At 41.1% G+C, this 24,287-nt stretch carries 24 protein-coding genes and 1 other RNA gene; 8 read left to right on the forward strand and 17 right to left on the reverse strand.

The features are described from left to right. The first annotated feature begins 15 nt into the window (after nt 1-15). On the forward strand, nt 16-393 hold the full coding sequence (mscL, locus tag ACTQ5J_RS06095; RefSeq protein WP_441751486.1) for a large conductance mechanosensitive channel protein MscL: 378 nt from the start codon (nt 16-18) through the stop codon (nt 391-393). Between the two features lie 48 nt (nt 394-441). Here mscL and ACTQ5J_RS06100 read toward each other — a convergent pair whose 3' ends face one another. The 11 genes from ACTQ5J_RS06100 to ACTQ5J_RS06150 form a co-directional block, all read right to left on the reverse strand. Next, a complete protein-coding gene (locus ACTQ5J_RS06100) occupies nt 442-984 on the reverse strand; it encodes a DNA-3-methyladenine glycosylase I (protein ID WP_441751814.1) in 543 nt (180 codons plus the stop codon). A gap of 39 nt (nt 985-1,023) precedes the next feature. Next, the gene (locus ACTQ5J_RS06105; RefSeq protein WP_441751488.1) at nt 1,024-2,037 is read right to left on the reverse strand and encodes a YdcF family protein; all 1,014 of its coding nucleotides are present in this window, start codon (nt 2,035-2,037) and stop codon (nt 1,024-1,026) included. A 201-nt stretch (nt 2,038-2,238) separates the two neighbouring features. Beyond that, nucleotides 2,239-3,138, reverse strand: a complete 900-nt coding sequence (gene rsmI, locus ACTQ5J_RS06110; RefSeq protein WP_441751490.1) for a 16S rRNA (cytidine(1402)-2'-O)-methyltransferase — start codon at nt 3,136-3,138, stop codon at nt 2,239-2,241. A gap of 17 nt (nt 3,139-3,155) precedes the next feature. After that, on the reverse strand, nt 3,156-3,509 hold the full coding sequence (locus tag ACTQ5J_RS06115) for a GIY-YIG nuclease family protein (RefSeq protein WP_441751492.1): 354 nt from the start codon (nt 3,507-3,509) through the stop codon (nt 3,156-3,158). After that, nucleotides 3,502-4,257 carry a tRNA1(Val) (adenine(37)-N6)-methyltransferase gene (locus ACTQ5J_RS06120; protein ID WP_441751494.1) on the reverse strand — a complete coding sequence of 252 codons (756 nt, stop codon included), beginning with the start codon at nt 4,255-4,257 and terminating at the stop codon, nt 3,502-3,504. The genes ACTQ5J_RS06115 and ACTQ5J_RS06120 overlap by 8 nt, the downstream gene beginning before the upstream one ends. Before the next feature lie 181 nt (nt 4,258-4,438). Beyond that, on the reverse strand, nt 4,439-4,807 hold the full coding sequence (locus ACTQ5J_RS06125; RefSeq protein ID WP_441751496.1) for an initiation-control protein YabA: 369 nt from the start codon (nt 4,805-4,807) through the stop codon (nt 4,439-4,441). A 44-nt stretch (nt 4,808-4,851) separates the two neighbouring features. Next, nucleotides 4,852-5,886, reverse strand: a complete 1,035-nt coding sequence (locus tag ACTQ5J_RS06130; protein ID WP_441751498.1) for a hypothetical protein — start codon at nt 5,884-5,886, stop codon at nt 4,852-4,854. 203 nt (nt 5,887-6,089) lie between these two features. After that, nucleotides 6,090-6,419, reverse strand: coding sequence for a cyclic-di-AMP receptor (locus tag ACTQ5J_RS06135; protein WP_441751499.1), 330 nt, complete (start codon nt 6,417-6,419; stop codon nt 6,090-6,092). 44 nt (nt 6,420-6,463) lie between these two features. Next, complete coding sequence (gene tmk, locus ACTQ5J_RS06140; RefSeq protein WP_441751816.1) at nt 6,464-7,099, reverse strand: dTMP kinase; 636 nt, start codon at nt 7,097-7,099, stop codon at nt 6,464-6,466. Nucleotides 7,100-7,250: 151 nt separating this feature from the next. Next, nucleotides 7,251-7,847 (reverse strand): recombination mediator RecR, encoded by a 597-nt coding sequence (gene recR / locus ACTQ5J_RS06145; RefSeq protein WP_441751818.1) that lies wholly within the window; start codon nt 7,845-7,847, stop codon nt 7,251-7,253. A 38-nt stretch (nt 7,848-7,885) separates the two neighbouring features. Further along, the gene (locus ACTQ5J_RS06150) at nt 7,886-8,212 is read right to left on the reverse strand and encodes a YbaB/EbfC family nucleoid-associated protein (protein WP_441751501.1); all 327 of its coding nucleotides are present in this window, start codon (nt 8,210-8,212) and stop codon (nt 7,886-7,888) included. A 229-nt stretch (nt 8,213-8,441) separates the two neighbouring features. Between ACTQ5J_RS06150 and ACTQ5J_RS06155 the strand changes: the two genes are divergently transcribed. Together ACTQ5J_RS06155 and ACTQ5J_RS06160 are read left to right on the forward strand one after the other, a co-directional pair. Next, on the forward strand, nt 8,442-9,437 hold the full coding sequence (locus ACTQ5J_RS06155; protein WP_441751503.1) for a D-2-hydroxyacid dehydrogenase: 996 nt from the start codon (nt 8,442-8,444) through the stop codon (nt 9,435-9,437). A 157-nt stretch (nt 9,438-9,594) separates the two neighbouring features. Next, entirely contained in the window at nt 9,595-10,149 is a 555-nt protein-coding gene (locus tag ACTQ5J_RS06160) for a hypothetical protein (protein ID WP_441751505.1), read from the forward strand. A 443-nt stretch (nt 10,150-10,592) separates the two neighbouring features. Here the strand turns inward: ACTQ5J_RS06160 and dnaX are convergent, their stop codons facing one another. Beyond that, nucleotides 10,593-12,872 (reverse strand): DNA polymerase III subunit gamma/tau, encoded by a 2,280-nt coding sequence (dnaX, locus tag ACTQ5J_RS06165; protein ID WP_441751507.1) that lies wholly within the window; start codon nt 12,870-12,872, stop codon nt 10,593-10,595. Between the two features lie 347 nt (nt 12,873-13,219). On the opposite strand from dnaX, the gene ACTQ5J_RS06170 reads away from it, so the two are divergent. After that, on the forward strand, nt 13,220-13,810 hold the full coding sequence (locus tag ACTQ5J_RS06170; protein ID WP_441751508.1) for a hypothetical protein: 591 nt from the start codon (nt 13,220-13,222) through the stop codon (nt 13,808-13,810). Between the two features lie 63 nt (nt 13,811-13,873). On the opposite strand, the gene ffs is transcribed toward ACTQ5J_RS06170, so the two are convergent. Together ffs and tadA are read right to left on the reverse strand one after the other, a co-directional pair. Next, nucleotides 13,874-13,959: signal recognition particle sRNA small type (gene ffs / locus ACTQ5J_RS06175), an RNA gene on the reverse strand. A gap of 248 nt (nt 13,960-14,207) precedes the next feature. Beyond that, complete coding sequence (tadA, locus tag ACTQ5J_RS06180; protein ID WP_441751510.1) at nt 14,208-14,741, reverse strand: tRNA adenosine(34) deaminase TadA; 534 nt, start codon at nt 14,739-14,741, stop codon at nt 14,208-14,210. Between the two features lie 140 nt (nt 14,742-14,881). Between tadA and ACTQ5J_RS06185 the strand changes: the two genes are divergently transcribed. Further along, nucleotides 14,882-15,763 carry a PucR family transcriptional regulator gene (locus ACTQ5J_RS06185; RefSeq protein WP_441751512.1) on the forward strand — a complete coding sequence of 294 codons (882 nt, stop codon included), beginning with the start codon at nt 14,882-14,884 and terminating at the stop codon, nt 15,761-15,763. 355 nt (nt 15,764-16,118) lie between these two features. Here ACTQ5J_RS06185 and ACTQ5J_RS06190 read toward each other — a convergent pair whose 3' ends face one another. The 3 genes from ACTQ5J_RS06190 to ACTQ5J_RS06200 all read right to left on the reverse strand — a co-directional run bounded on the left by ACTQ5J_RS06190 (nt 16,119) and on the right by ACTQ5J_RS06200 (nt 19,589). Further along, nucleotides 16,119-16,463: a hypothetical protein gene (locus ACTQ5J_RS06190; RefSeq protein WP_441751514.1), complete on the reverse strand. Its 345-nt coding sequence runs from the start codon at nt 16,461-16,463 to the stop codon at nt 16,119-16,121. A 162-nt stretch (nt 16,464-16,625) separates the two neighbouring features. Further along, entirely contained in the window at nt 16,626-19,109 is a 2,484-nt protein-coding gene (locus ACTQ5J_RS06195) for an ATP-dependent Clp protease ATP-binding subunit (protein WP_441751516.1), read from the reverse strand. 12 nt (nt 19,110-19,121) lie between these two features. After that, on the reverse strand, nt 19,122-19,589 hold the full coding sequence (locus ACTQ5J_RS06200; protein WP_441751518.1) for a CtsR family transcriptional regulator: 468 nt from the start codon (nt 19,587-19,589) through the stop codon (nt 19,122-19,124). Between the two features lie 272 nt (nt 19,590-19,861). Here ACTQ5J_RS06200 and ACTQ5J_RS06205 point away from each other — a divergent pair, with 272 nt between their 5' ends. From ACTQ5J_RS06205 to ACTQ5J_RS06215, 3 genes are all read left to right on the forward strand, one after another. Continuing rightward, nucleotides 19,862-20,587, forward strand: coding sequence for a CoA transferase subunit A (locus ACTQ5J_RS06205; RefSeq protein WP_441751520.1), 726 nt, complete (start codon nt 19,862-19,864; stop codon nt 20,585-20,587). 2 nt (nt 20,588-20,589) lie between these two features. Beyond that, on the forward strand, nt 20,590-21,243 hold the full coding sequence (locus ACTQ5J_RS06210) for a 3-oxoacid CoA-transferase subunit B (RefSeq protein WP_441751522.1): 654 nt from the start codon (nt 20,590-20,592) through the stop codon (nt 21,241-21,243). 418 nt (nt 21,244-21,661) lie between these two features. Continuing rightward, on the forward strand, nt 21,662-24,259 hold the full coding sequence (locus ACTQ5J_RS06215) for a vitamin B12-dependent ribonucleotide reductase (protein WP_441751524.1): 2,598 nt from the start codon (nt 21,662-21,664) through the stop codon (nt 24,257-24,259). Nucleotides 24,260-24,287 lie beyond the last annotated feature (28 nt).

A 24,287-nucleotide genomic window follows, 5' to 3' on the forward strand; every position in this document is an offset into this window, starting at 1 on the left:
AAGGAGGAATTATTTATGTGGAAAGAGTTTAAGGGGTTTATCGCGAACGATAGTATTGTGACGTTGGCGACTGGTTTTATTATGGGTTCTGCTTTCACGGCTATCGTAACGAGTTTAGTTGACGATATTTTTATGCCATTGATTGTGGCGGTGACTGGTCAAGCGGATGTGTCTGCTTTGTCGCTTCAAATTGGTAACACGACGTTAGGGATCGGCTCTTTCATTCAAGCGATTATTAATTTTGTTTTAATTGCGGCGATGTTATTTATGGTTCTTAAAGGGCTTGAGAAAGCTCAAAACAAAAAGATTATTTCGCCAGATACTGAGCCGGATGCACCTTCTAATGAAGAAGTATTGCTCGGTGAGATTTTATCTGAGTTGAAGAGAAAATAATTTTTCAATAACAAACACCCGAGCAAATTTGCTCGGGTGTTTATTTTGTTAGCGGAAATCGCATGCCAAGTCGTGATCGTTGATGATGCCGATGGCTTGTAAGTATGAGTAAATCGTGATGCTTCCGATAAATTTGAAGCCACGTTTTTTCATATCATTGGTGACGCGCTCACTCAGTTCGTTAGACGCCGGGCGCTCATCGGTTTGACTAATGAGGGTTTGCTCCTGCGTGAATTGCCAGATGTATGTGTCAAAGCTGCCGAATTCTGCTTGCACAACTTGAAAGGCTTGTGCGTTGGCAATGGCTGCTTTAATTTTACCTCGGTGGCGGATGATGCCTGGATCATTGGCCAATGCCTCGATTTTAATTTCATCGTATTGAGCAATAATATCATAAGCAAAATTATCAAAGGCTGCTTCAAAGTTTTCTTGCTTTGATAGAACGAGTTGCCAAGATAGGCCAACGTGAAAAGATTCTAAGATGAGCCATTTGAATAGTTCTTGGTCATCGTGGGTGGGTTTGCCCCAGATGTTGTCATGGTAGGCTACGTAGTAATCAGGTTTGCCAGCAATCCATTCGCAACGTTGAATCTCTTCCTTTGTCGTTTCGCTTGTCATATCACACACTCCTTAGTAGATTTGGAATAGTTGAAAGATTGAGTAAACGCTTAAACTTACCATACAAATAAAATTGATTTCTTTCGTCAGAATTAAAAAGGCTAAATATTCGCGAACGAGGTTGTAGCCCCAGGAAAATAAAGAGGACGGTGCGCCTTTCAAGTCGATAGATACGCCGTTTTGCCAAGCAAAATAGTAAGCTCGAATCAAATGGAAGGAACTGGTCACGACTAAGACCGATTGCTCACTATTGAGTAAGGATTTTGAGAAGTAGAAATTCTCGTGTGTATTCAACGCTCTAGATTCCAGAATAATGTCTTCGGCTGGGATACCTTGAGCTAGTAAAAAGCCCCCCATTTCTTCTGCTTCTGTCGGCACCTCCGGATCATAACTGCCTCCGGTTACAATGATTTTACTCATGATATTCTGCGAGCGATTTTCTAAGTAACTTTCGACCGCCAATTGAAGGCGAGATCTTAAAGTTGAACTCAGGACTCCTTCGTCATCGATACGGACCCCTAGCACAATAATTTCTGAATGATGTTTCTGTTTTGGCCAGTATTTCAAGCTGAGATTTACCAAAACATAGCTAATAAAAGTCGCGATTAAATACATGGCGATATAAACGTAAATACTCATAAAACGCATGATGGCTAGCGGGCCATAAAGCCAGATTATCCACACGGTGTATAGGGTAAAGGCCAATACGGTCCCTACCATCAAAAAGCCAAAAAGCTTACGTAAGTAATGTTCCTGTCGATCTCTAAGTGTTCTTTGGAGCACTAAGGCGGCGAATAATAATAAAAAGAATGGAATAATGGCAGTCATAAAAGCGCCTGAAATATAGAAAAAGTAACGTATCATAAAAATGGGCGTCAAAGAACCATTTTCAAAAATCGCAAATAATAGGCTTGTGACACCGTATATGACAAATACAATCGGTTGCCATTGTGGATGTTTAAAGCGTAGCGTTACAATCGACAAAACAAATAAGATTAAAGCAAGGATATAGAATATAGAGTTCACCTCCTCATCTCGTGTTAGCATTCGTAGTCGGCTGATAATCTCAGCGGCTCTCATCTTGCTTGCACACATTTCAACATCTTAATTGTAACGTAAAGTCTCGCAATTTTCTTTGGTTTTTTCAAAGTATTTTAAATAATTTCTTGTAGGTAAGGCTTTTGAGTGACGGCTTGTATTTGCTTAACTTTCACCAGCTGACGATGGCTATAAGTCATGATAGGCTTGGTAAACGTCTTGTTTTTTAATACCTAATTGTTTGGCTACTTGCTTGATGGCGTCTTTCGAAGACAAACCATCCTCGGCCATTGCTAATTCAACTTGCGCCTTATACGGTAACTCAAGTTGGGCTGCTTTTTCAGCTAAATTGCTTTGAAGGGGTAATTGCCCACCTTCCAGCATTAAAACAATTTCTCCCTTTAACGGCTGTTGGGCTAAATAAGCTGCTAACTCTGCGGCGGTTCCACGTATATACTCTTCATAACGCTTCGTCAGTTCGCGTGCCACGACGACTGATGTATCCGCTCCGAGTTCTTTTTCAATCGCAACCACAGCTTTTTTAATTCTAAAAGGTGACTCATAGAAAATTGCTGTTTCTTGCCGACTTCCAACTAATGCTAACACTTCTTTCTGTTCTTTCATTGAACGCGGGAAAAAACCATAATAAGTAAAATGTTCGCTCGACAAACCTGAGGCAATTAGAGCCGTTAAAGCTGCATTTGCACCTGGTAAAGCTACGATATCAATCGCTTCTTCTAGACACGCTTGAACCAAAGGATGGCCCGGATCATTGATTAATGGCATTCCTGCATCAGATACCAACGCTAAATCTTGACCACTCTCTAATAATTCCACCCATTCAGTCACTTCGTGAGCGCGACTATGCTCATGAAAACTGCGCATTTTAGTTTCGATATTAAAATGATTCAATAATTTAATCGTATGACGCGTATCTTCCGCTAAAATCAAGGCAACTTCTTTTAGTGTGTTGATCGCACGAAAGGTCATATCATCTAAATTACCAATCGGTGTCGGTACAAGATAGAGTTTTCCTTTGGCCGTTAAACCTACTCTTGTATTCTCGATAAAACTTGTTTGAATTTGCATGCGACTCTCTCCTTAATTTAAATCTTTTGAAAACGTTCAATAGATACTTCTATTTCTTGCATGCGATTGACTAAAACGAAGGGACTCTTGGCAACATCGGCCAGCCCTTCTTCGCTAAGGTAACGTTCTTTGGCTGGACGAGTCAGGCGTTTAAAATGATATTCCGCTGACATGGCCAATGATTTACTGGCCCATCTTTCGGCGTATATCAGTTTGACTGGCTGTCTTTTGCCAACGCGCGTGTACTTGGCCCCTTTACCTGCATTGTGCGTTTCAAGTCGGGCAGCTAAATCGGTTGTATAGCCACCGTACAAAGTGTGATCTGCACAATACAACACGTAAAAGTAAAAGCTTTTGACTTCTTTAGCCAAAATATATCGCCTGCATCTCTTCGGTATATTGATTATCTTCCGTATGAACGACAATCGGTGGATCGATATTAACACCTTGACGACCGCCTCGATAAATCGCTTCGATTAAGACAGCATTAGCTTTCTGGCTAGCTTTGGGATGAACGAAACGAATACGGTGAAGTGAAAATTGGTGTCTCAATAAGGTTTCGGTAATATCATCTAAACGGTCAGGACGATGAACTAAAAATAATCGACCCTTTTCTCTAAGTAAGACAGACGCTTTATAGATCCATTGATCTAATGTTAAAGTCAGTTCGTGTCTAGCCATTGCATGGCTAGTCAAACGGTGATGGTCTTTTGAACGATCCACTGGGAAATAGGGGGGATTGCAACTGATGATGTCGAATAATGGACGTGGCTTTAATAAGTCATTCACGTCAGCTTCTAGCATTTCAATCTGGTTTTCCAAACCATTCAATTGAATGCTGCGACGAGCCATATCGACTAGTTCTGGTTGTAATTCCACCCCCAGCAAAGGCGCCTTTGTTCGGTGACTTAATAGTAATGGAACGACGCCATTACCACTACAAAAGTCTATATAGCGAAAAGAGCGACGTTCTGGCAGTTTGATAAACTCAGCCAAAAGCACCGCATCGACTGAAAAAGCAAAGTAGTCTGGACTTTGGATAATCTTTATATTTTCGCGTATAAATGAGTCAACTCGTTCATTCGCATGAACGAGTTGTACGAGTGATTCATTTAACATTCTTTCATTTCTCCTTGTAAGAACTGTGGAACAGGTTGATAATCTAAAAGTGTATAGGCTTGTTGGGGAGCTAGATTTTGCTAAAGTTTACTAGTTGATACGCTAGTGTGTTGATATTTCAAAAGCACTCTGCAAAGCCGTCACCGCTGTTACCTTCCAAGCAAGTCACATCAACATCTGGCTACTCTAAGCCATCAAGGACCCCCTGACAGAACATGCACTCTTCATCTGGATATCTTTGCGATCCAAAATATGGATGACAGACATGAATGCCTTCATCATAAAAAGTCTGCAAACGCGCTTTTCCACTGATACTATCATCTGTCGAATTTTCAGCTGGTAATTGTTGAGTCGAAGTCCCTGATTCATTCGTATTCGTATGGTAATTTTGGCTAAATAGGGCCATTAAATCCTGATTGCGTATGCGCAATCGGTTATTTTCTTCCATCAAATCATTCAATGCAACGGTGAGTTGTGCCACAGTTTCATTAAGTTGTATTAATTGCTCTGATGATTGGTCGAATAATTGTTTAATATCTTGATAATCCACGCACACACCCCCTGTCTTGGTATTCTTTTGTTTAATATATTACGCTAAGTCCATTTAGATAGTTTGACAGCTAGCCTTTCAAAAGCTAATTGTGGACTGACGTTTGCACCGACGCGTTGTTTAACTTCATAAAATGTATGATTCATTTTTAGTAGATGCGCGAGTGAAATGGACTGTTGCTCAAGCAAAGCTTTAACAAACTTTTCTTGGATAATTGCTACCGGTTTAACTTCTTGCGCACTCTCCATATTTTCTGCTTCATCTGTTTCAAGACGAACTGTTTGCCCAGTTTTTAATTGTTTAATTGTACGATGATTTAGTAGTAATAAATAATCTAAACCATCCAATGATTGTTGGACGGATAAGTAGACTTTCAAGCGACTTTGAATCACGACAAAAGCCGTACGGTTGCTTGTTGCTAAAAGACGATACAACTGATTCAATGCCGTGAACCAGTCCGTCATATTGGCTTCGTCATAAGTATCACTTAGACGCTCAATGGCTTCACTCGAAAAACGAGCCATAATCTGAGCATGCGACGCTAAAATGCCTTGTGACATTAATTGGTCAATGATAAAGGTTTGATCATCCGGTTGGAAGTGAACTTGTTGTACTCGTGAACGAATCGTTGGTAATAAAAGTTCGGCTTCTTTGGCAAATAAGAATAGATAGACATTGGCTACAGGTTCTTCTAAAAAAGTCAGTAAAGCATTGGCAGCCGACGGATTCATACTTTCCGCCGCTTCAATCACAACAATTTTAAACAAACCCTCAACTGGACTTTTCACGAGCCATTCTTTTAATTCACGAATTTGATCGACACGAACAGATTTCCCATCCGGTTCAATCGTTAAGATATCAGGATACTGGTCAGCCGCGATTCTCTCACAGACTTCACAACTTAGACAAGCATGTCCATCTTCCGCTATATTCGGGCAAGCTAACGTCTGACCAATGTTTTTCACAACGGCCCGTTTCCCCAACAAATCATCACCCGTCAATAAATAACCGTGTGATAGTTGCTTTTGAGCCACTAAGCCACTGAAATATTTTTGGAATTGTTCTGTTTGCTTATTCATATTCAACCACACCTACATATCTTATTGAGATTAAAGCTTGTTCCAGTTAGGCTACTATAGCACAACTAGAACAAGCTTAGTCTGTTAAACTTTATAAAATTGCTCGGCGCCTAAAGGCAAAAGCCTAGCGTCTATAATCAACACTTCAACAGCTGCTCGTTTCTTAGAGAAAATAGAGCGAACACTTTGAAAAGTAAGCTCATTTAAAATTGGTGAAAACTGTCAATTGGTAACACAAAAACTGTAGCGCCACCCACTTCTACACGAATTGGGTAAGACGCTGAGATATCTAAACTAACGTCTAAATGGATAGGTGATGAAATGTACTGTTCGCGTGATTCAGAACAGTTCTTGATGATTTCCAACACCTCGTCTACTAGATGATCTTCCACCCCTAGTAAAAAGGTAGTGTTTCCTGAACGTAAAAATCCGCCGGTACTACTCAATTTTGTTGCTCGAATGTTGGCTTCCAAAAAGGCATTACTCAATATGTTCTGATCTTGATCTTGTACAATTGCGATTACTAATTTCATCTTAAACCCCTCCTGTTTTGTCTTTAATCGTTAGTGATATGCTTTTAAATAACTGCTTTGTTTTTCAAAATATGATAGATTGTCTCAGTGACTTCTTCTACTGATTGCGTGCCATCTACTAAAACGATTCGCTCCGTTTCTTTTTCTAAAAATAAGAAAGCGTCTCTCACTAAATTGTGGAAAGAGACATCTTCTTGATCTAGACGATCGAACTGGCGCTGACCTTTCGCTTGATAAATTCGCTCGAGTCCAACTTCCGCCGGCACATCGATTAAAATAGTCAATTCGGGCAAATGATCTTCAATCGCAAATTGATTGATTTCCCAGATTAAGTCGATAGGAATATTGCGAGCAACCCCTTGATAAGCTAAAGAGCTATCAACAAAGCGATCGCAAAAGACCAATTTACCAGCTTCTAGAGCGGGTAATATTTTTTCTACTAGATGTTGACGACGAGAAGCGGCAAATAATAACGCTTCTGTCCTTGCATCCATCTCAGTATTGTCAACATCTAAGATGACTCGACGAATCTGCTCAGCAATCTTGATGCCGCCTGGTTCTCGAGTCGTCACTATATCTGTCACACCTTCAGCTTGTAACTTTGCTACAAGCGCTTGAACGACACTAGTTTTACCAGCGCCATCCGGTCCTTCAATCGAAATAAACTTCCCGTATGTCATGGTATTTCCTTTCAAAAGCTATCCTCCAGCGCACTTGGGCGCCGGTAGCTCGAGTTCTCTTTACATCCTAATTCTAAAATGCCAGCACTTTTCAGTGTGACGAATTCAAAAACACGCCTGTTAGCCACTTGACTTACTAGGTGCCTGTTACTTATAATTCCCGGCGACCTTCAATCGCTCTAAAAAGCGTCATCTCATCCGCATATTCAATGTCGCTTCCTACTGCTAGTCCGTGCGCTAAACGAGTCACTTTAATGCCAGCCGGTTTTATCAATCGAGATAAATAGGTAGCCGTCGCTTCACCTTCTGCTGTGGCATTGGTTGCGATAATCACTTCTTGGATGGTATCTTCTTGCAGACGTTTAATTAGCGGTGCAATATTTAAATCTTCTGGTCCCGTTCCTTCTAAAGGCGACAGCACTCCATGCAAGACATGGTATAAACCATGATATTCTTGCATACGATCGAAAGACGCTACATCGCGCGGGTCCTCAACCACGAGCACTTGCGAACGATCACGTTGTTCATCTGCACAAATTAAGCAAGGATCTGTATCTGTAATATTGCCACACACGCTACAATAAGTTAAATCACGCTTCACATTGATTAAAGCTTGAGCAAAATCTGTCACATCTGCTTCATTCATAGTCAGTACATAGAATGCCAGTCGCGCTGCCGATTTAGCACCAATTCCTGGTAATTTAGTAAAGCTATTCATCAATTTTGCGATAGGTGCAGGGTATTGCATAGTCAAAACGCCTCTCTTCTTACACAATCAATCTTCTATTAGAATGGTAAATTTAAACCTTGTGTAAATTTACCCATACGAGTTTCTGTTGTTTGGTCCACTTGATTTAACGCTTCATTGACTGTCGCAAGTACTAAATCTTGTAACATTTCAATATCATCTGGATCCACTAAGGCTGGCGCTAATTCGATTTCAAGGATTTCTTTTTTACCAGAAACCTTAACTTTCACTAATTCGTTGACGCTCGTAGCGGTGAACTCTGTATTTTGGATAGCAGTTTGCTCTTTTTCCATATCTTTTTGCATTTTCTGCATCTTTTGCATCATGCCTTGCATGTTACCCATATTTCCCATTCCTCTGACCATTTATAAAACTCCTTTAATCTTTTTAGCTATTATCATTTTAGCATATCTATAGGTAAATAACCAAAAGATGTTCGTCTCCCCGGACAAAATATAACTCATCATCTTCTAACTTAAAGGCATGTTTTTAACCTCATTTTAATACTTGTGTTGACTTAGCGAAAAGTGACTTCTATACTTAAACAGAAAGAAAAGAGAGAGTAGCGCGTTTGCTCATTGGAGGTAAAATATTGTGGTGAAAATAATGTTATACGGTGTACGTGATGAAGAGATTGCAATGGTAGAGGCTTGGTCTTTAAAAAATGACGTTCGGGTTGATTATACAAAGCTTAATTTAACCCCGGACACTGTCACTTTAGCTAAAGGTTACGACGGTGTGACCATTTCCCAAGTTGCTGACCTTGACGTCAGTCTCTACTCAACGCTAGCAAGCTACGGCATCAAGCAAGTGGCTCAACGCAGTGCTGGCTTTGAAATGCATGACTTAGAAGCTGCCAACGCCAATCAACTCATCATTTCCAATGTGCCAAGTTACTCACCTGAATCGATTGCTGAATATGCTGTGACTGCAGCTTTGAACCTGGTGAGAAAAACCGAGCTAATTCAAACCAAAGTGGCTGAACAAGATTTTCGTTGGATGCCAGCGATTCGTTCACGTGTCATCCAGGAAATGACAGTAGCCGTGATCGGTGTCGGCCGGATTGGTTCAAGAGTCGCTAGCATTTACCGTGGCTTTGGAGCGCGTGTTGTAGCTTATGATATCGAACCACGCGAAGAATTTGCTGACTTAGTGGAATTCCAATCCTCCCTCCAAGCAGCCATAAAACTAGCCGACATTGTCACGATTCATATGCCTGCTACTCCACAGAATTACCAACAATTCTCGCTCGATTTATTCAAACAATTTAAGCCAGGCGCAGTCTTAATCAATACGGCCCGCGGCCCGATTGTTCATACCGAAGCATTATTCACTGCCCTAGAAGCAGGTTATTTGGTCGCAGCAGCGCTTGACGTTTACGACGGCGAAGCGCCTTATGTGCCTGTTGACTGGCGTGGTCGTGAAATGTTAGATCCCGTTTTCCAACGTCTCATCTCACATCCACAAATCATTTACACACCACACATTGCTTACTACACAGATACAGCGGTCCGAAATTTAATTGATAGCCCATTAGACGCCACACTGGATGTGATTCGCACAGGCGATACCAAACTCAGAGTGAACTAAATCAGTCTAGCTATTTATAAGCGCCGCTTTTATTAGGGCGCTCTTGGCCTTTTCCTAATCTTAAACATTTCCATAAGTTATACGTGCACCAAGCCTTTCCTTTTGAATTGGGAGCCACTTTCCACTAACCTTAAGTTAAAGAAAAGGAGTGAGGAAAATGAAGGATTTATTTGTATTTGATCGCTTTAAAACGTTGGACGCTGCAGAAACGGTTGCGAATCAATTGGTGGATCTTGGTGTGCCTCGTCTGGCGATTATTTTAGGTGCTGAGCGAGATTTGAGTGATGAAACTAGAACAGACTTTAAAGTAGTAAATGGGAGCGAATTGGCTGATGCAGATGATAAAGAAGAAACGAGCCTATGGGATCGTATTGTCGGCATGTTCCAATCAGAAGAAGACGCTAACGAGGCTGCGATCGATTTCGATGGTTATCGATCGGCCCTTGCTTTAGGTGAGGTTCTTTTATTAGTTGAAGAAGAGTTCCGTCTTATGATTGATAATACTGTCGAAGTAGCGACCGTCGATGAACCACAGATTCCGACCGATTCTGATAATCGCATCGAACGAGGCGGTAGTTTTGCTAGTGAAGACTTAAATTACCATAGCCCCGATGGGTTGGATGTCCCATTAAAAGAGATTAACAATGAGAATTCATTAAGTAAAGATCCTATCAATTTAGACCGTGATTTCGAAAAGGATCCCCACCGCTAAAAATATACCAGCTATGCTTATTGCAGATAAACTAAAGAAGGCGAAGAACGCGTGTCATTCGCTGACACGCGTTTTCTCATGCTTATTAACCGAAACAAATAAGCGGTCAGTCACTCACGTTCCTGACGATTATAGAAGAGCGGTCGGCTCTTTTTTTAATCGTCTTGAGACTAGACGAACGACACTTTTTTTTTGGGGGGGCAAATGACAAGTCCTCTCATAAAGCTAAGGTACATTGTCAGAATTGTTTGCTTTTTCTGCTCGCGAAGGTCGCGAACGGCGATTCACCTGCTCGCGCACTACTATAACCGCTTCATAGTCGCTAGCTATCCTTAACTAGAAGCTCACCCCATAATTTTCACTCATATAATCAGAAAACAGCACGTCTACCGACTGAAAAGCCGAGTAGATGTGCTGTCCTATTGTGCCTGTAGTTCGTTTTTTTATTCTTCCATCGGTATTTCTTCATGAATGATATTCACTCGTTCACCAAATAATTCGAGTGCCTTAGAAATCACTGGCGGCACTTCAACTTCTTCGTTTTCAGACAAGGCGACGTCATTGTTGGTATCCAGTTCTCGACCAACTTGAGACGATCCACTCGCTAAAGTTTCTCGTTCTGGCTGACCGGTTTGCCCTGATGCTTCTGGATCACTTGCTTCGAGCGAAGGATCCACGTATTGATCCGCATCAGAATGGGCCTTATCATAAGCCGTTTGAGCGGTTTGGACAATGTTGTGCGTCATATCTCGCATTGTAGGAAGCGAAGGTTTCGCCACTGGCGCTTTAGCTTGACCACTCACTTGAGTTTTGGATTCAGAGTCCGTGTTTGCTTTAGCCTGACCACTCTCACGAGCATTCGCAGCAGCACCGTTAGAGTCAGCCTCATTGATGGCTGGCTTTTCAAGTGCAGCTTCTTCAGCAACATAAGCAGCCTTATCATTATCATCATCGTCGTCTTGCCCTTCTAAAATCACTGGCTGACCATTGTTACGATCGTGAAGGATTTTATAGTTTTGGCGCTCTTTTTGCCATTCTCTCGATAAAATAAAGGCTAACTTCGTTGATTCACCAAGTTTTTCACTTGTAATATTCTCTAGCAATTGCTTCAACATGGCATCATTTTGAACCAAACCACACATCTGCTCATTATCAAAGCTAATCAACACCCGATTAGGGCCTGCTGCCAATGGCTGTGTTGCCATTAACTTCGCTCGGTGTTGCGGAGATAATTCGTTTAAAATCACACTCCACTGTTGCTTGATCGCCATAATATGCTGACGCGTTGCCACATTTAAAACGTCGTACACTTGCTGTAATCGTAAACGGTAAACCATTTGCGGTACCTTTGGACGTGGACGTGGTGTTAAAGGCTCGTCTTGCTTAACGACCTCAGCCGCTCCAGAACCAGAACCACCCCTTCCACCACCAGCAGCCTCTCCTTCATTAAGAGGCGCTACCGACAGACGCTCTGTTTTCCCTTCGCTAACACGCTCCAATTGTTGTTGGGTCCCCTTCAGTTGTTGATACATTTGCGACATTTGCTCTTCCAATTCCGCAATTCTTTGTTGCATCGCTTGAACCGCTTCGCTTCCAGCAGCCTCAGCGCCCGCCGAAGCCACAACACCAGAACCAGTCGTCACTTGCAAGTCAGGTTGCTCCACCAACTGGACCGTCATAACCTCCAAATATAAATCTGGCTGATTTGAAAAACGCATTTGATTTTGCGCTTCATTCAGGCCGTTGATTAACGTATAGTAGAAACTTCCTGGCACACTATCACGCAATGGTTGTAACTCAGCATCACTCAATAAAGTCTTATTCGCCGACGAATGCATCGTCAACAAGACATCACGACTAAATAGAATCAGTTCCTCAATAAAACGACTCGCTTGCTTACCCGACTGCAATTGCTCATCAAGAATCGTCAAAGCCGCTTCAACCTCACGTTCATATAAAGACAGAATATACTTCACGTACGTCATCTGATCAAAACTTCCCGACACCTGCAGCGCCGTTTGTGTCATTAACTCTTCATTATTGAAAGACAAAGCCTGATCCAGCAAACTTAAGCTATCGCGCATCCCACCATTGGACGCACGCGCAATAATTGCCAAAGCTTCCTCCTCATAATCCACCTGATACTCATCGAGAATATGCCCCATATGCGACATAATGTCGCGATCCTTCAAACGCTGAAAATCAAACCGCTGCGTCCGTGACAGAATTGTCGCCGGAATTTTATGTGGCTCCGTCGTTGCTAGAATAAACAAAACCTGAGCTGGCGGCTCCTCCAACGTCTTTAATAAAGCGTTGAAAGCACCTGTCGTCAACATATGAACCTCATCAATAATATAAACCTTGTAAGAAGCTTGCGTTGGCGCATAACGCACTTTATCACGCAAATCACGAATCTCCTCGACCCCATTATTACTCGCCGCATCAATCTCAATCACGTCACTCACTTGACCAGCCGTGATCCCCTGACACAACTCACACTCATTACAAGGATTACCATCCACCTGATTTGGACAATTGACCGCCTTCGATAAGATTTTCGCCGCACTCGTCTTCCCCGTCCCACGCGGACCCGTGAACAAATAAGCATGACTCAACTGCTCATTTTTAATCGCATTTTTCAAAGTCTCAGCGATCATACCCTGACCCACTAACTGATCAAAATTCTGTGGCCGCCAAACTCGATAAAGTGCTTGATAACTCATGCTTAAACCCTCCCTGAAAATAAAAACTTGACCTAATTATAACGAACTTCCAAACACATTACCACGACACAGGCAAAATAAGGCCCCAGAAAAAAGAGCGACCCAAGCAAGCGCCCACCCCCTCAAACCGCCCATCCACCGCAACCTTCGAATAAATTCCCAGTAACAAGCCATTACTCCCATCTCCAGCCGTCTATTATGGTCTACTTGAAAATCTCAACGCTCACCCATTGTGACGTCTCAATGCTCACTATTATACCATATGTCTTCTTGGCACTTCACAAATTGAAGTCCGCTAAGCGCCTATGGTATACTATTTTCAGATAGATTAGAGGAGGTAGCTTTATATGAAGGAAACTGATTTTTCTAAATTAAATGGGAGCGCCGCAGACATTCAGTATTTGAAGGAACTTTATGCTAACCACGAACACATGCCTTACATATCACCCGAGCGTGATTTAGCGTTATGGTTAGACAAGGCTGCCATGAGCTCTGGTGAAGCAGTCCCTAAACGTAATATGGTCAAAACACCTGAAGGCTACTTACCAGGACATATGATTATTTTATGGCGTGTTCAATTTGGAACTTATGACAACACGACGGTTATTTCCAAATATTTCGAATATGATTATGGGATTGATGCCAAAGCAGATATCGAAGACTTAATTGAAGATGGCTTGGTAATGGTGATGACAGCTAAAGAATCACTAACTTATATGACTGCACCGCTCTTGAAGAAGTGGTTGAAGGATAAAAGCGTGACGGTTTTTTCTAAGATGAAAAAAGATGAATTAATAGAAGCCGTCCGTGAAGCTTATACGGAGGAAGAGTTGGCGAAAAAATTTACCTTGCGTGGTTACTACTTGAGTGAAGCAGGCGAAAAAGTACTCGCAAATAATCCGGCTGTTATCGATAAACACCCTAAGAAAAAGTATTAAAAGAAAAACGCGACGATTTAGCTTTAAGAAAGCGTAGATCGTCGCGTTATGTTTAATGTTAAGTAAAAAAAATGGCACATGGTATCGTCACTTATAGCTGCTACCTTCCGGTCCTGACTCGATTCGTGACTCAACCATTGCCAATTAGTATTATAGCACAGTAAAATTTATTTGTAAAACATAGATTTATGAGGGGAGTATTTGTTTCCAAACAATCGTTATCCACTTGTTGAAAGCCACCAACTAGCAATTTCCCCTGTTTCGCCTTGAGTTCCATGCACAAACTGTGCATAAACATGCACTTATGAACAGAACATCTGTGCGCAACTTTTATTAAGCAGTCATTTAAGTAAAAGTTATCCACTAAATCACAGACTTATGCACAGCACAAGTCTTTTTAGGCTTCGTCAGCCGCTTCTTTCTTCAACTGTTTGCGTTCTTTGTTGCGTTTGCGCAGCGATTGGAAGAACGTTGTTAATAACTGCCCACACTCCTCGCGCAAAATCCCTTCCACTACTTCCGGTTGGTGATTAAAACGTTCGTCTGCCAATAAATTCATCAAAGTGCCGGCACAACCCGCTTTAAGGTCCGGCGCCCCATATACGACACGCTCAACACGCGACATAATCAACGCACCGGAACACATTGGGCATGGCTCGAGCGTCACATAGAGGGTCGCTTCTTCCAGTCGCCAAGCATTCAGCGCTTGGTTGGCCTCTTGAATCGCAAGGATCTCGGCATGTCCGACCGCACTATGGCTCAGCTCGCGTAAGTTATGGGCTCTGGCGATGATTTCGCCGTCTTTGACAATGACTGCCCCGATTGGCACCTCGCCTTTCTCCCCTGCCATTACCGCTTCATCCAGGGCGGCACGCATCCACCGCTCATGTTCCAGTCTGTCCTTTTCGCTTAATTCTTCCGCTGTTATCATTCACTCACCTATTTTTTCTAAATATTTGATCTCTTTACACTTATTGTAGCATGTCTGATGCTTGGAATGCTTGTCGAGCCTTCAGTGTAAATGTTAAACTAGTAGAGACAAGACCTTAGTTTCTCGAAAGGACAACATATATGATTGATTCATTAAAAAATATCTATCCAAATAGTTTGCATAAGCCAAAAAAAGTGCCGAATAGTGATGAGTATTTTCACTTTCTTTGTGATGAGGACAGTCTTTATATTCCTCTTCGTGATTTAGACGCTTCTCAACTCCAATTGTTAAAGATTTTTTCTCAAAAAACGATCGATGCGAGTCCTAACTTTCTGACCACCCACTTGGAAGAAAGTTGGTATCAATTTTTAGTTCATAAGCATCCGAATATGCCGACGGGTGTGGAACATATTCGGATGCTTCAGTTTGATTATTATAAACGCCCCGATGCGTTTGATTATGCGATGTGGCGAGAAACCTTGACGAATGCAATTGATGCTGTCGTAACAGTTATTCAGCTGAACGAAAGACGCATGTTAGTCATTCTAGACTCAGATAAGTTAGAAAACGATGCTATGACGCAAATCACGGGCCTCGTGAATACATTAGATGATGATTTTGAGTTATCCACAAGAGGGATTATTGGTCAAATTCATACTGTATCACAGGCCTTGCCAACGTTATATGAAAATGAGCAAGCCTTGTTTGATAAGGCGCTTCAGTCGGAAGTTTTTAATCATATCCAATTTTTATCCGATAGTCTCTTAACTTATATTGGCCATGAAGCAACGCTTCAACAGCCAATCCTATCGAATTTACGTCAACAAATTTTAACTAATTCTGAATACGAGGCGACAATCCGGACTTTATTCGAGCGTCGCGGAAACTTAACGCAAGCTGCGGACGCTTTATTCGTTCATCGCAACACCTTGACCTACCGCATGAACAAGTTTACTAAAGAGACTGGTTTTAACTTACAACATTTGCCTGACTTAATTATCTGCTACTTGGCACTCAATTAAATACAATAAGGTGTCAGTCACTCGCATTCCTGACGATTATAAAAGATCTCTGTGCTTTAATTTTTAATCGTCGCAAATCGCGATGAGCGACACCTTTTGTTTTTGTGGCTTGTATATAGAAAGATGTATTGAATGTAGGTGTGTGTGAGCTTTGCAAGGGCTGTGTGAGAATAGCTTTTGTTTCCCTTCTTGTGTGCGTCACATCATCGCGAAAGTAACAAGGATGTGAGACATATTCCAGAATCCGTCGCTCGACTCGTCATGATATGAGAGAATTTTCAGACTTTATAGGTACACAAAAAACCGTGACTAGCGCTAATTAGTCAGCGCTAGTCACGGTTCTTTTTCTATTTGCTTAGTCGAAGTAATCTGAAACTTTTGATGTCGCGTCCGAAGTTACCTTTTTCGCACGATCAATAATTTCACTAAACGCATCGCCTGTTTTATCCTTTAAGCTGCCTGCTTGATTCGCAAACTTCATTAAAGTGTTGATTTCTGCATCATCCAAATTATCAACAGCTGAAACAAGGGCATCTGATCCGTTTAAAGTATGTTTTACAAATGATTTTGCTTTTTCACGATTGATGATGCCTTCAACTTTTTCACGAGCTGAATCATTCATATAAACAAAAGCCGCTAAACCAGCCACTGTAGCAGCTGATCCTAGTAAAACCGTCGCAATATATCCTTTTCTATTCATCTTTGTTCCTCCTACTTTCAAAAAATTAAATTTTTCTATAATTAAATTATAACACACACCCTATCAGACCTCTATTTAAAACACTTACTCTTTTCTTGCGTTTCTATACAAAAACTCCCTCTAAGACCATTCGCCTTGAGGAAGCTTTGATGTTTAGATTAATTATTTAGAACTTTGTTTCGAACGATTATTGATATTAATGTTACCTGAACGGCCACCGATGGTGATACTATCACCTAGCTCAATGTCGCCTCGCAGCATCATTTCGCTCAGCTCATCTTCAATTTGTTTTTGGATGGCACGGCGGATTGGACGCGCTCCATATTCTGGATCGTAACCCGCTTCTGCGATAATATCTACGGCAGTATCCGTTACGCGCGCTTCAATTTCAAGCTCATTCAAGCGGTGAATAATTTCTTGCGCTTGAAGTTTGACGATTTCGCGAATTTCTTCTTTCGTCAACGCATGGAAGACAACTGTCTCGTCGATACGGTTTAAAAACTCTGGTCGGAAAGCACGTTTCACTTCTTCAAGGATTCGTTTTTCCATTGCATCATGATCATCTTTATAAGAGACTGCACCGAAACCAACTGACTTCTCGTCACGTAAGGCGGTTGCTCCTAAGTTTGATGTCATAATTATGATTGTGTTACGGAAGTCTACGCGACGTCCTTTACCGTCTGTTAAATGACCGTCATCAAATACTTGTAACAAAATATTAAAAACATCCGGATGGGCTTTTTCAACCTCATCTAATAGAATGACGCTGTATGGTTTTTGACGAACTTTCTCAGTCAATTGCCCCGCTTCGTCATAGCCGACGTAACCTGGAGGTGAACCTACCAAGCGAGAAACACTGTGTTTTTCCATGTACTCTGACATATCAACACGAATCATGTTATCTTCGCTACCAAACATTGAATGAGCAAGTGTCTTCGCTAATTCCGTTTTACCCACACCTGTCGGCCCCAGGAATAAGAATGAACCGATTGGACGTTTGGGACTCTTCAAACCACTTCGTGCACGACGAATCGCGCGAGCGACAGCTTGAACAGCTTTATCTTGGCCGATTACACTTTCATGTAGTTCAGCTTCTAGATGGACTAATCGTTGGGATTCAGCCAATTCCATTTGGTTAACTGGAATACCTGTTGATAAAGCAATGACTTCTGCCACGTGATTTGCATTCACCACTAAATGTTTCACTAATTCACCGTCTTTTTCTTGCTCGGTCGCTTTTTGAATATTAGTTTCGATTGCTTGTTCTTCTTGACGTAATTCAGCTGCTTGTTCAAAATTACGATCAAGAATTGCTTTTTCTTTTTTCTTAGATACTTCGACTAATTGACGTTCAAGGTTGGCAACTGACGATAATACGATCGACTCGTCGATACGCACTTTTGCTGCTGCTTCATCAATTAAATCAACGGCCTTGTCTGGTAAACGACGCTCTGTTAAGTAACGTGCACTTAATTTCACGGCTGCTTGAACTGCTTCGTCTGTAATTTCAACTTTATGGTGATCTTCGTACTTGCTTTTCAGACCTTCAATAATTTGAATAGATTCGACTTGTGTTGGTTCATCGATTTGAACTTTTGAGAAACGACGTTCTAAAGCAGCATCTTTTTCAATGTACTTTTGGTACTCATCTAAAGTTGTTGCACCCACTGTTTGGATTTCTCCACGTGCTAGTGCAGGTTTCAAGATGTTAGATGCATCGATTGCACCTTCTGCACCACCTGCGCCGATTAATGTGTGTAATTCATCAATGAAGAGAATCACTTGGCCATCGGCTGCAATTTCTTCAATAATCTTCTTCATACGTTCTTCGAACTCACCGCGATATTTCGTACCTGCGACTAAAGATGCCATATCTAACATCATCAAGCGTTTGCTTGCGATATCTTCTGGTACTTCGCCGTCAATCATTCTTTGGGCTAAGCCTTCAGCAATCGCTGTTTTACCAACACCAGGTTCTCCTACGAGGACTGGGTTGTTTTTCGAACGACGGCTAATGATTTGGATGATACGACGGATTTCTTTTTTACGACCAATAACTGGATCGAGTTTGCCATCACGAGCGAGTTGTGTTAAGTCGCGCGCAACAGAATCTAATGTTGGTGTTTGGCTTGTTTCGGCTTGTTGACCTCTTTGGCGGCCATTGCCACGTTTGTTACCCATTTGAGCACGCTCGTTATTGCCATTAATACCAATTAATTCATAGATTTTTTTGCGTAATTCATTTATATTAATGCCTAAATTTTTCAATAAGACTGTTGCTAAAATTTCTTCTTTTAACATACCTAATAGTAGATGTTCTGTGCCAACTTTTGGTGCACCTAGACGTTTGGCGTCATTAGATGCATTCATAATAATCTTTTTAGATCTAGGTGAATAAGGAATGACGATTTCGCCTTCGACGCGCGGATTCACGACTTTGCCATGAATTATTTCAAGCTCCATCAATAGTGATTGATAGTCGGCACCCACCTCGCGTAAAGCTTTTCCAGCAATTCCTTGTTCTTCACGGGCTAGTCCTAAAAGAATATGTTCTGTGCCTACCGCTTGATGTCTTAAATAATACGCTTGTTCAGCTGCGTATATCATGACTTGACGGGCACTCTCTGTAAATAGTTCTTCAAACATTCATTTCACCTCTTACTTTATTGTATATCTTAGTTGTACTAAGAAAGTTTTGAGCAACATGGCTCTGGCAGATTGTTCTTGGCTTGAGATACTGTGCAATACTGATTTTTCTATGACCGATAAAATCAAGGTACCTTCACGTTGAGTAATTATACCAGAATCTATCAACGTCTCAACCAAATTGATGCCATTTCGTTGATTGATTTGGCTACCAATTAATTCAATCATTTGGTCAATGTGATCCACTTCATCCACGACACGAATTTTAAATATGCGAATGTAGCCTCCACCACCACGTTTACTTTCGACCATGTAACCATGTTCTTGGGTAAAGCGCGTATTAATGACATAATTGATTTGTGAAGGGACGCAGTCAAAGCGTTCGGCTACATCGCTGCGTTTTATTTCTAATTGCTCATTATTACGTAAAAAACCTTTTAGATACGCTTCGATAATGTCCGACATGTTACGTTGCGACAAAGTTACCCCTCCTTTTTCACTAACATTGACTTTCTTTGACTATTATACAATAAAGGATCGCTTTTGAGAAGTCTTTTGACCAACATTATCAGAACCGTTTGATTGCTGGGTTTATTTTGTTCGAAAGGTTATAAGAATAGCTTATAGTACGCTTTAATTTTCGATGGTGGCAGATTTTTATGTTTCAACATAGAATGTTTATTGTAAGCGCTGACGTTATGCGTCATTTTATTTAAAGGCCAAATATAAACTTTTTATAAGGGGGAAAACTCATGGCAGAGATTATTACTGTCCAAGAAGCCGTAGCTAAAGTTAAACAAGGTGATTCTTTAGGTACTTCAGGTTTCTTAGGTGTATCGACACCGATTGAATTAATTAATGGCTTAGTAGAAGCCGGAACTAACGAATTAACTTTAGTACAACCAGTAACTGGTTATCCAGGTGAAGAGCACGATGTGGGTAAATTAGCGGAAAACCGTCAAATCAAAAAATTTGTCGGCGCTCATACTGGAACGTCAAAAGCGTTCAACAAGCAATTTTTAGCGGGTGAAATCGAAGTAGATTACGTTCCAATGGGAACTGTTGTTGAAATGATTCGTGCAGGTGGCGCAGGTCTTGGTGCCGTTGTCACTCCAGTTGGTATCGGTACATTACAAGAAGAAAAGCAAGACAAAATTGTACGTAATGGTCAAGAATACTTAATCTATGATCCCGTTAACCTAGATGTTGCCTTTATTAAAGCAAATAAAGCGGACAAATATGGTAACTTATATAGTTTTGGTACGGCTAAATCAATTTCTGTTGAATTAGCTTTAGCTTCTAAGATTGTTATTGCGGAAGTTGATGAGATTATTGAAGTTGGCGACATCGCACCAACGGATGTAACAGTTCCTGGTATCTTAGTAGACTATATTATTCAAGGTCAAACTGAAGAAGAACGTTACGACTACTACCGTGAATTATGGGGTAGAAACAATATGTTGAGAGGAGAAGCATAATAATGAATCCAAAAGAATTGATTGCTCGTCGTATTGGACAAGAATTTAAAGATGGAGATATCGTTAACTTAGGTTTTGGTATCCCTAACGCTTCAGCAAATTATATTCCTGACGGCGTAAACGTTATTTTACAAGCAGAGAATGGTGCGCTTCGTTTTGGTGCTACACCAACAAAAGACACATTAACACCAGACTATGGTAACTCAGGGGGCGCACCAATCACTTTATTACCTGGTGCTTCAACATTTGATTTACAAACTTCATTTGCAATTATTCGTGGTGGACACGTTGATGTCACTGTTTTAGGTGCATTAGAAGTAGACCAAGCTGGTAACATTGCTAACTGGATGGTTCCAGGTGTAATGGCTCCAGGTATGGGTGGCGCGATGGATTTATTAGTTGGCGCTAAAAAAGTTATTGCTTCAATTCAACATACTGATAAAAAAGGTAACTCTAAATTATTAACTGAGTGTACTTTACCATTATCTGCAGCCAATGCAGTTGACATGGTGATCACTGAATTAGCAGTTTTTGAAATCAAAGACGGTAAATTCTACTTAACAGAACACGCTCCTGGCGTAACTGTGGAAGAAATTTTAGAGAAAACAGCTGGTGAAGTGGTTGTTTCTGAAGATATTAAAGAGTTCTTCTCTTAATATTACATAGGTTAACTTAATTTTTATTCCAACCCGTGCAAATGTAAGACGCCTGAAAACTCACTGTTTCAGTGATGGCATCGAACATTTACACGGGTCTTTTATTTACCCAATTTTCCCCCTAGTAAGTTAATAGTTTCGATGTTAGACTAATTAAGTTAAGTCATTATAAGACAGACGATTTCTTAAGCAACTAGAGTATGTGTTTGTTTTTCTAAACTTTTAATAGTTAAGAAATTGTATAAATTGTGTGTTAGACTAGCTAATCAGATTGATTTAGTTTAAACTAGATGACAAATGAACCACCATATATTGTGGTGGTTCTTTTCTTTTAACACAATATATGGCAATTCATCTATAAGAATACACGATGTTGACTTAAAGTTGATATTTCAGTAAATAAAGGGGTAATGATAGGATGGCTACAGAAATTAAAAAATACATTGAGTGGGATCAAGCTCAATTAAACAAAGATATTGAACAGTTTCCTCAGATTTTTCCGATGACCGATGACATGCAAATTACGCATAAAGGTGTTTCGCGTATGGTGATGCTCGATCGTTACGCCTTTAAAGATTCGGCCAAAACTACTTTAGCTCCTGGCGATTTAGTTGTGTTAACGGTTAAAGCAGATCCTAAATATCCTGCACGCGGGATTGGGATTGTTCAACAGTTAAATTTCGAACGCAATGAAGCAGTGATTTGGTTAGAAGAAGAATACCGTGGTTCTTTAGAAGAGACACAAGAAAAAGAAAGCGGTCTTGTGACCCGTCATATTGACACTTTGGATAAGCCTTTAGAAGTTTATTATGAACAAATCGCTAAAAGAAATGCCCGTGGTTTAGCAGCGACAGAAACAACCCAAGCAGACCGTGAGACATCTTTTACTAAGTTTTACGAGCAATTAATGAGCATGAACTTTGTGCCAGCTGGTCGTGTCTTATATGGAGCTGGTTCGGAAACAGATGTGACTTACTTTAATTGTTATGTGATGCCTTTTGTGCCTGACTCGCGTGAGGGGATTTCAGATCACCGTAAAGAGGTGATGGAAATTATGTCGCGTGGTGGTGGTGTGGGAACCAACGGTTCAACTTTACGTCCACGTAATACATTAGCTCGTGGGGTTAATGGTAAATCTTCTGGTTCAGTTTCATGGTTGGATGATATCGCGCAATTAACGCACTTGGTTGAGCAAGGTGGTAGCCGTCGCGGTGCCCAAATGATTATGCTAGCGGATTGGCATCCAGATATTATTGAATTTATTATCTCAAAAATGCAAAATCCTCGAGTGTTACGTTACTTGATTGAACAATCCAAAGACGAACAAATTCAACGCCTGGCAGAAGAAAAGTTAAAATTCTCACCTTTCTCAATGTCAGAAATTGAAATGTTTGAAAATATTGTACGTTATAAAAACTTCCCAGGTCGTGGTGGTTTCACTGAAAGCAACATTACGGAAGCCGAAGCTAAAATTCGCGATGGCGGAACTTATAGCGTCCATAATCCAGACTTCTTGACTGGAGCGAATATTTCAGTGACTTTAACGGATGACTTCATGCGAGCCATCGAAGAAGATGCTGACTGGCAATTAAGATTCCCAGATGTTGAAAACTACTCTAAGGAAGAAATGTCAGCTTATAACACGGACTGGCCAGTGGTTGGTGACGTACGTGAATGGGAAACAGACGGTTACGCGGTTAAAACTTACCGTACAATTCGTGCCCGTGAATTATGGAAGTTAATCAATATTTGTGCGACTTACTCAGCTGAACCTGGTATCTTCTTTATTGATAATGCCAACAAAGACACCAATGCTAAAGCATACGGTCAAAAAGTTGTCGCAACAAATCCTTGCGGGGAACAACCTTTAGCACCTTATTCTGTGTGTAACTTAGCAGCTGTCAACTTGGCCAACATGGCCGATAAAGAAAATCACACGGTAGATTTTGAGAAATTAAAAGAAACCGTTCGTGTTGGTGTGCGTATGCAAGATAACGTCATCGATGCGACGCCTTACTTCTTAGAAGCTAACCAAAAACAAGCGCTAGGTGAACGTCGTATTGGTTTAGGCGTGATGGGCTTGGCTGACTTATTGATCTATACACAGAGCCTATACGGTTCAAAAGAAGGTAACCAAATCGTTAACGACGTCTTTGAGACTATGGCCATTACAGCTTACGAAACATCGATTGAATTAGCCAAAGAAAAAGGCAGCTTCCCATTCTTAATTGGTGAAACCGACCAAGAAACACAAGCATTACGTCAACGCTTCGTTGAAACTGGCTACATGCAAAAAATGCCTGCTCACATCCGTGAAGGGATCTTAGCACATGGTATCCGTAACTCTCATTTACTGACTGTTGCGCCAACAGGTAGTACAGGAACAATGGTCGGCGTAGCGACTGGTTTAGAGCCCTATTTTGCCTTTAAATATTTCAGAAGTGGTCGTCTAGGTAAATTCATTGAAGTGAATGCGGATATCGTTTCTGAATATTTAACTGCTCATCCTGAAGTGGATGAAAACAATTTACCGGAGTACTTCATTTCAGCGATGGAATTAGCTCCCGAAGCTCACGTTGATACACAAACCACCATTCAATATTGGGTGGATAGCTCGATTTCTAAAACGGTTAATGCGCCTAAAGGTTATACTGTTTCTCAAGTTGAGAAAGTATACGAAAGACTTTATAAAGGTGGCGCTAAAGGTGGAACGGTTTATGTGGACGGTTCCCGTGACTCACAAGTCCTCACTCTAGCCGCGGAAGAAAACGAAGTGGATCACATCGAATTATTCGAAATGGAAGAAACGCGCATTGTCGATGATAAAAACGAATTGCGTCAATTAGTTCAATTAGCTGAAACAGAACATTACTTAACTAAAGGTCATACAGATGACGTGGTTTACGGTTCAGAAGTGGGCGATACGTGTCCTATCTGTCGCCAAGGTGTCGTAGAAGATATCGGCGGCTGTAACACATGTATCAATTGTAACGCTCAGTTACGTTGTGGCCTGTAGAGTCAACTAAGTAAACTCTCGCTAGACC

The sequence above is a fragment of the Fundicoccus sp. Sow4_F4 genome (genome assembly GCF_052116145.1).
GTDB lineage: Bacteria > Bacillota > Bacilli > Lactobacillales > Aerococcaceae > Fundicoccus.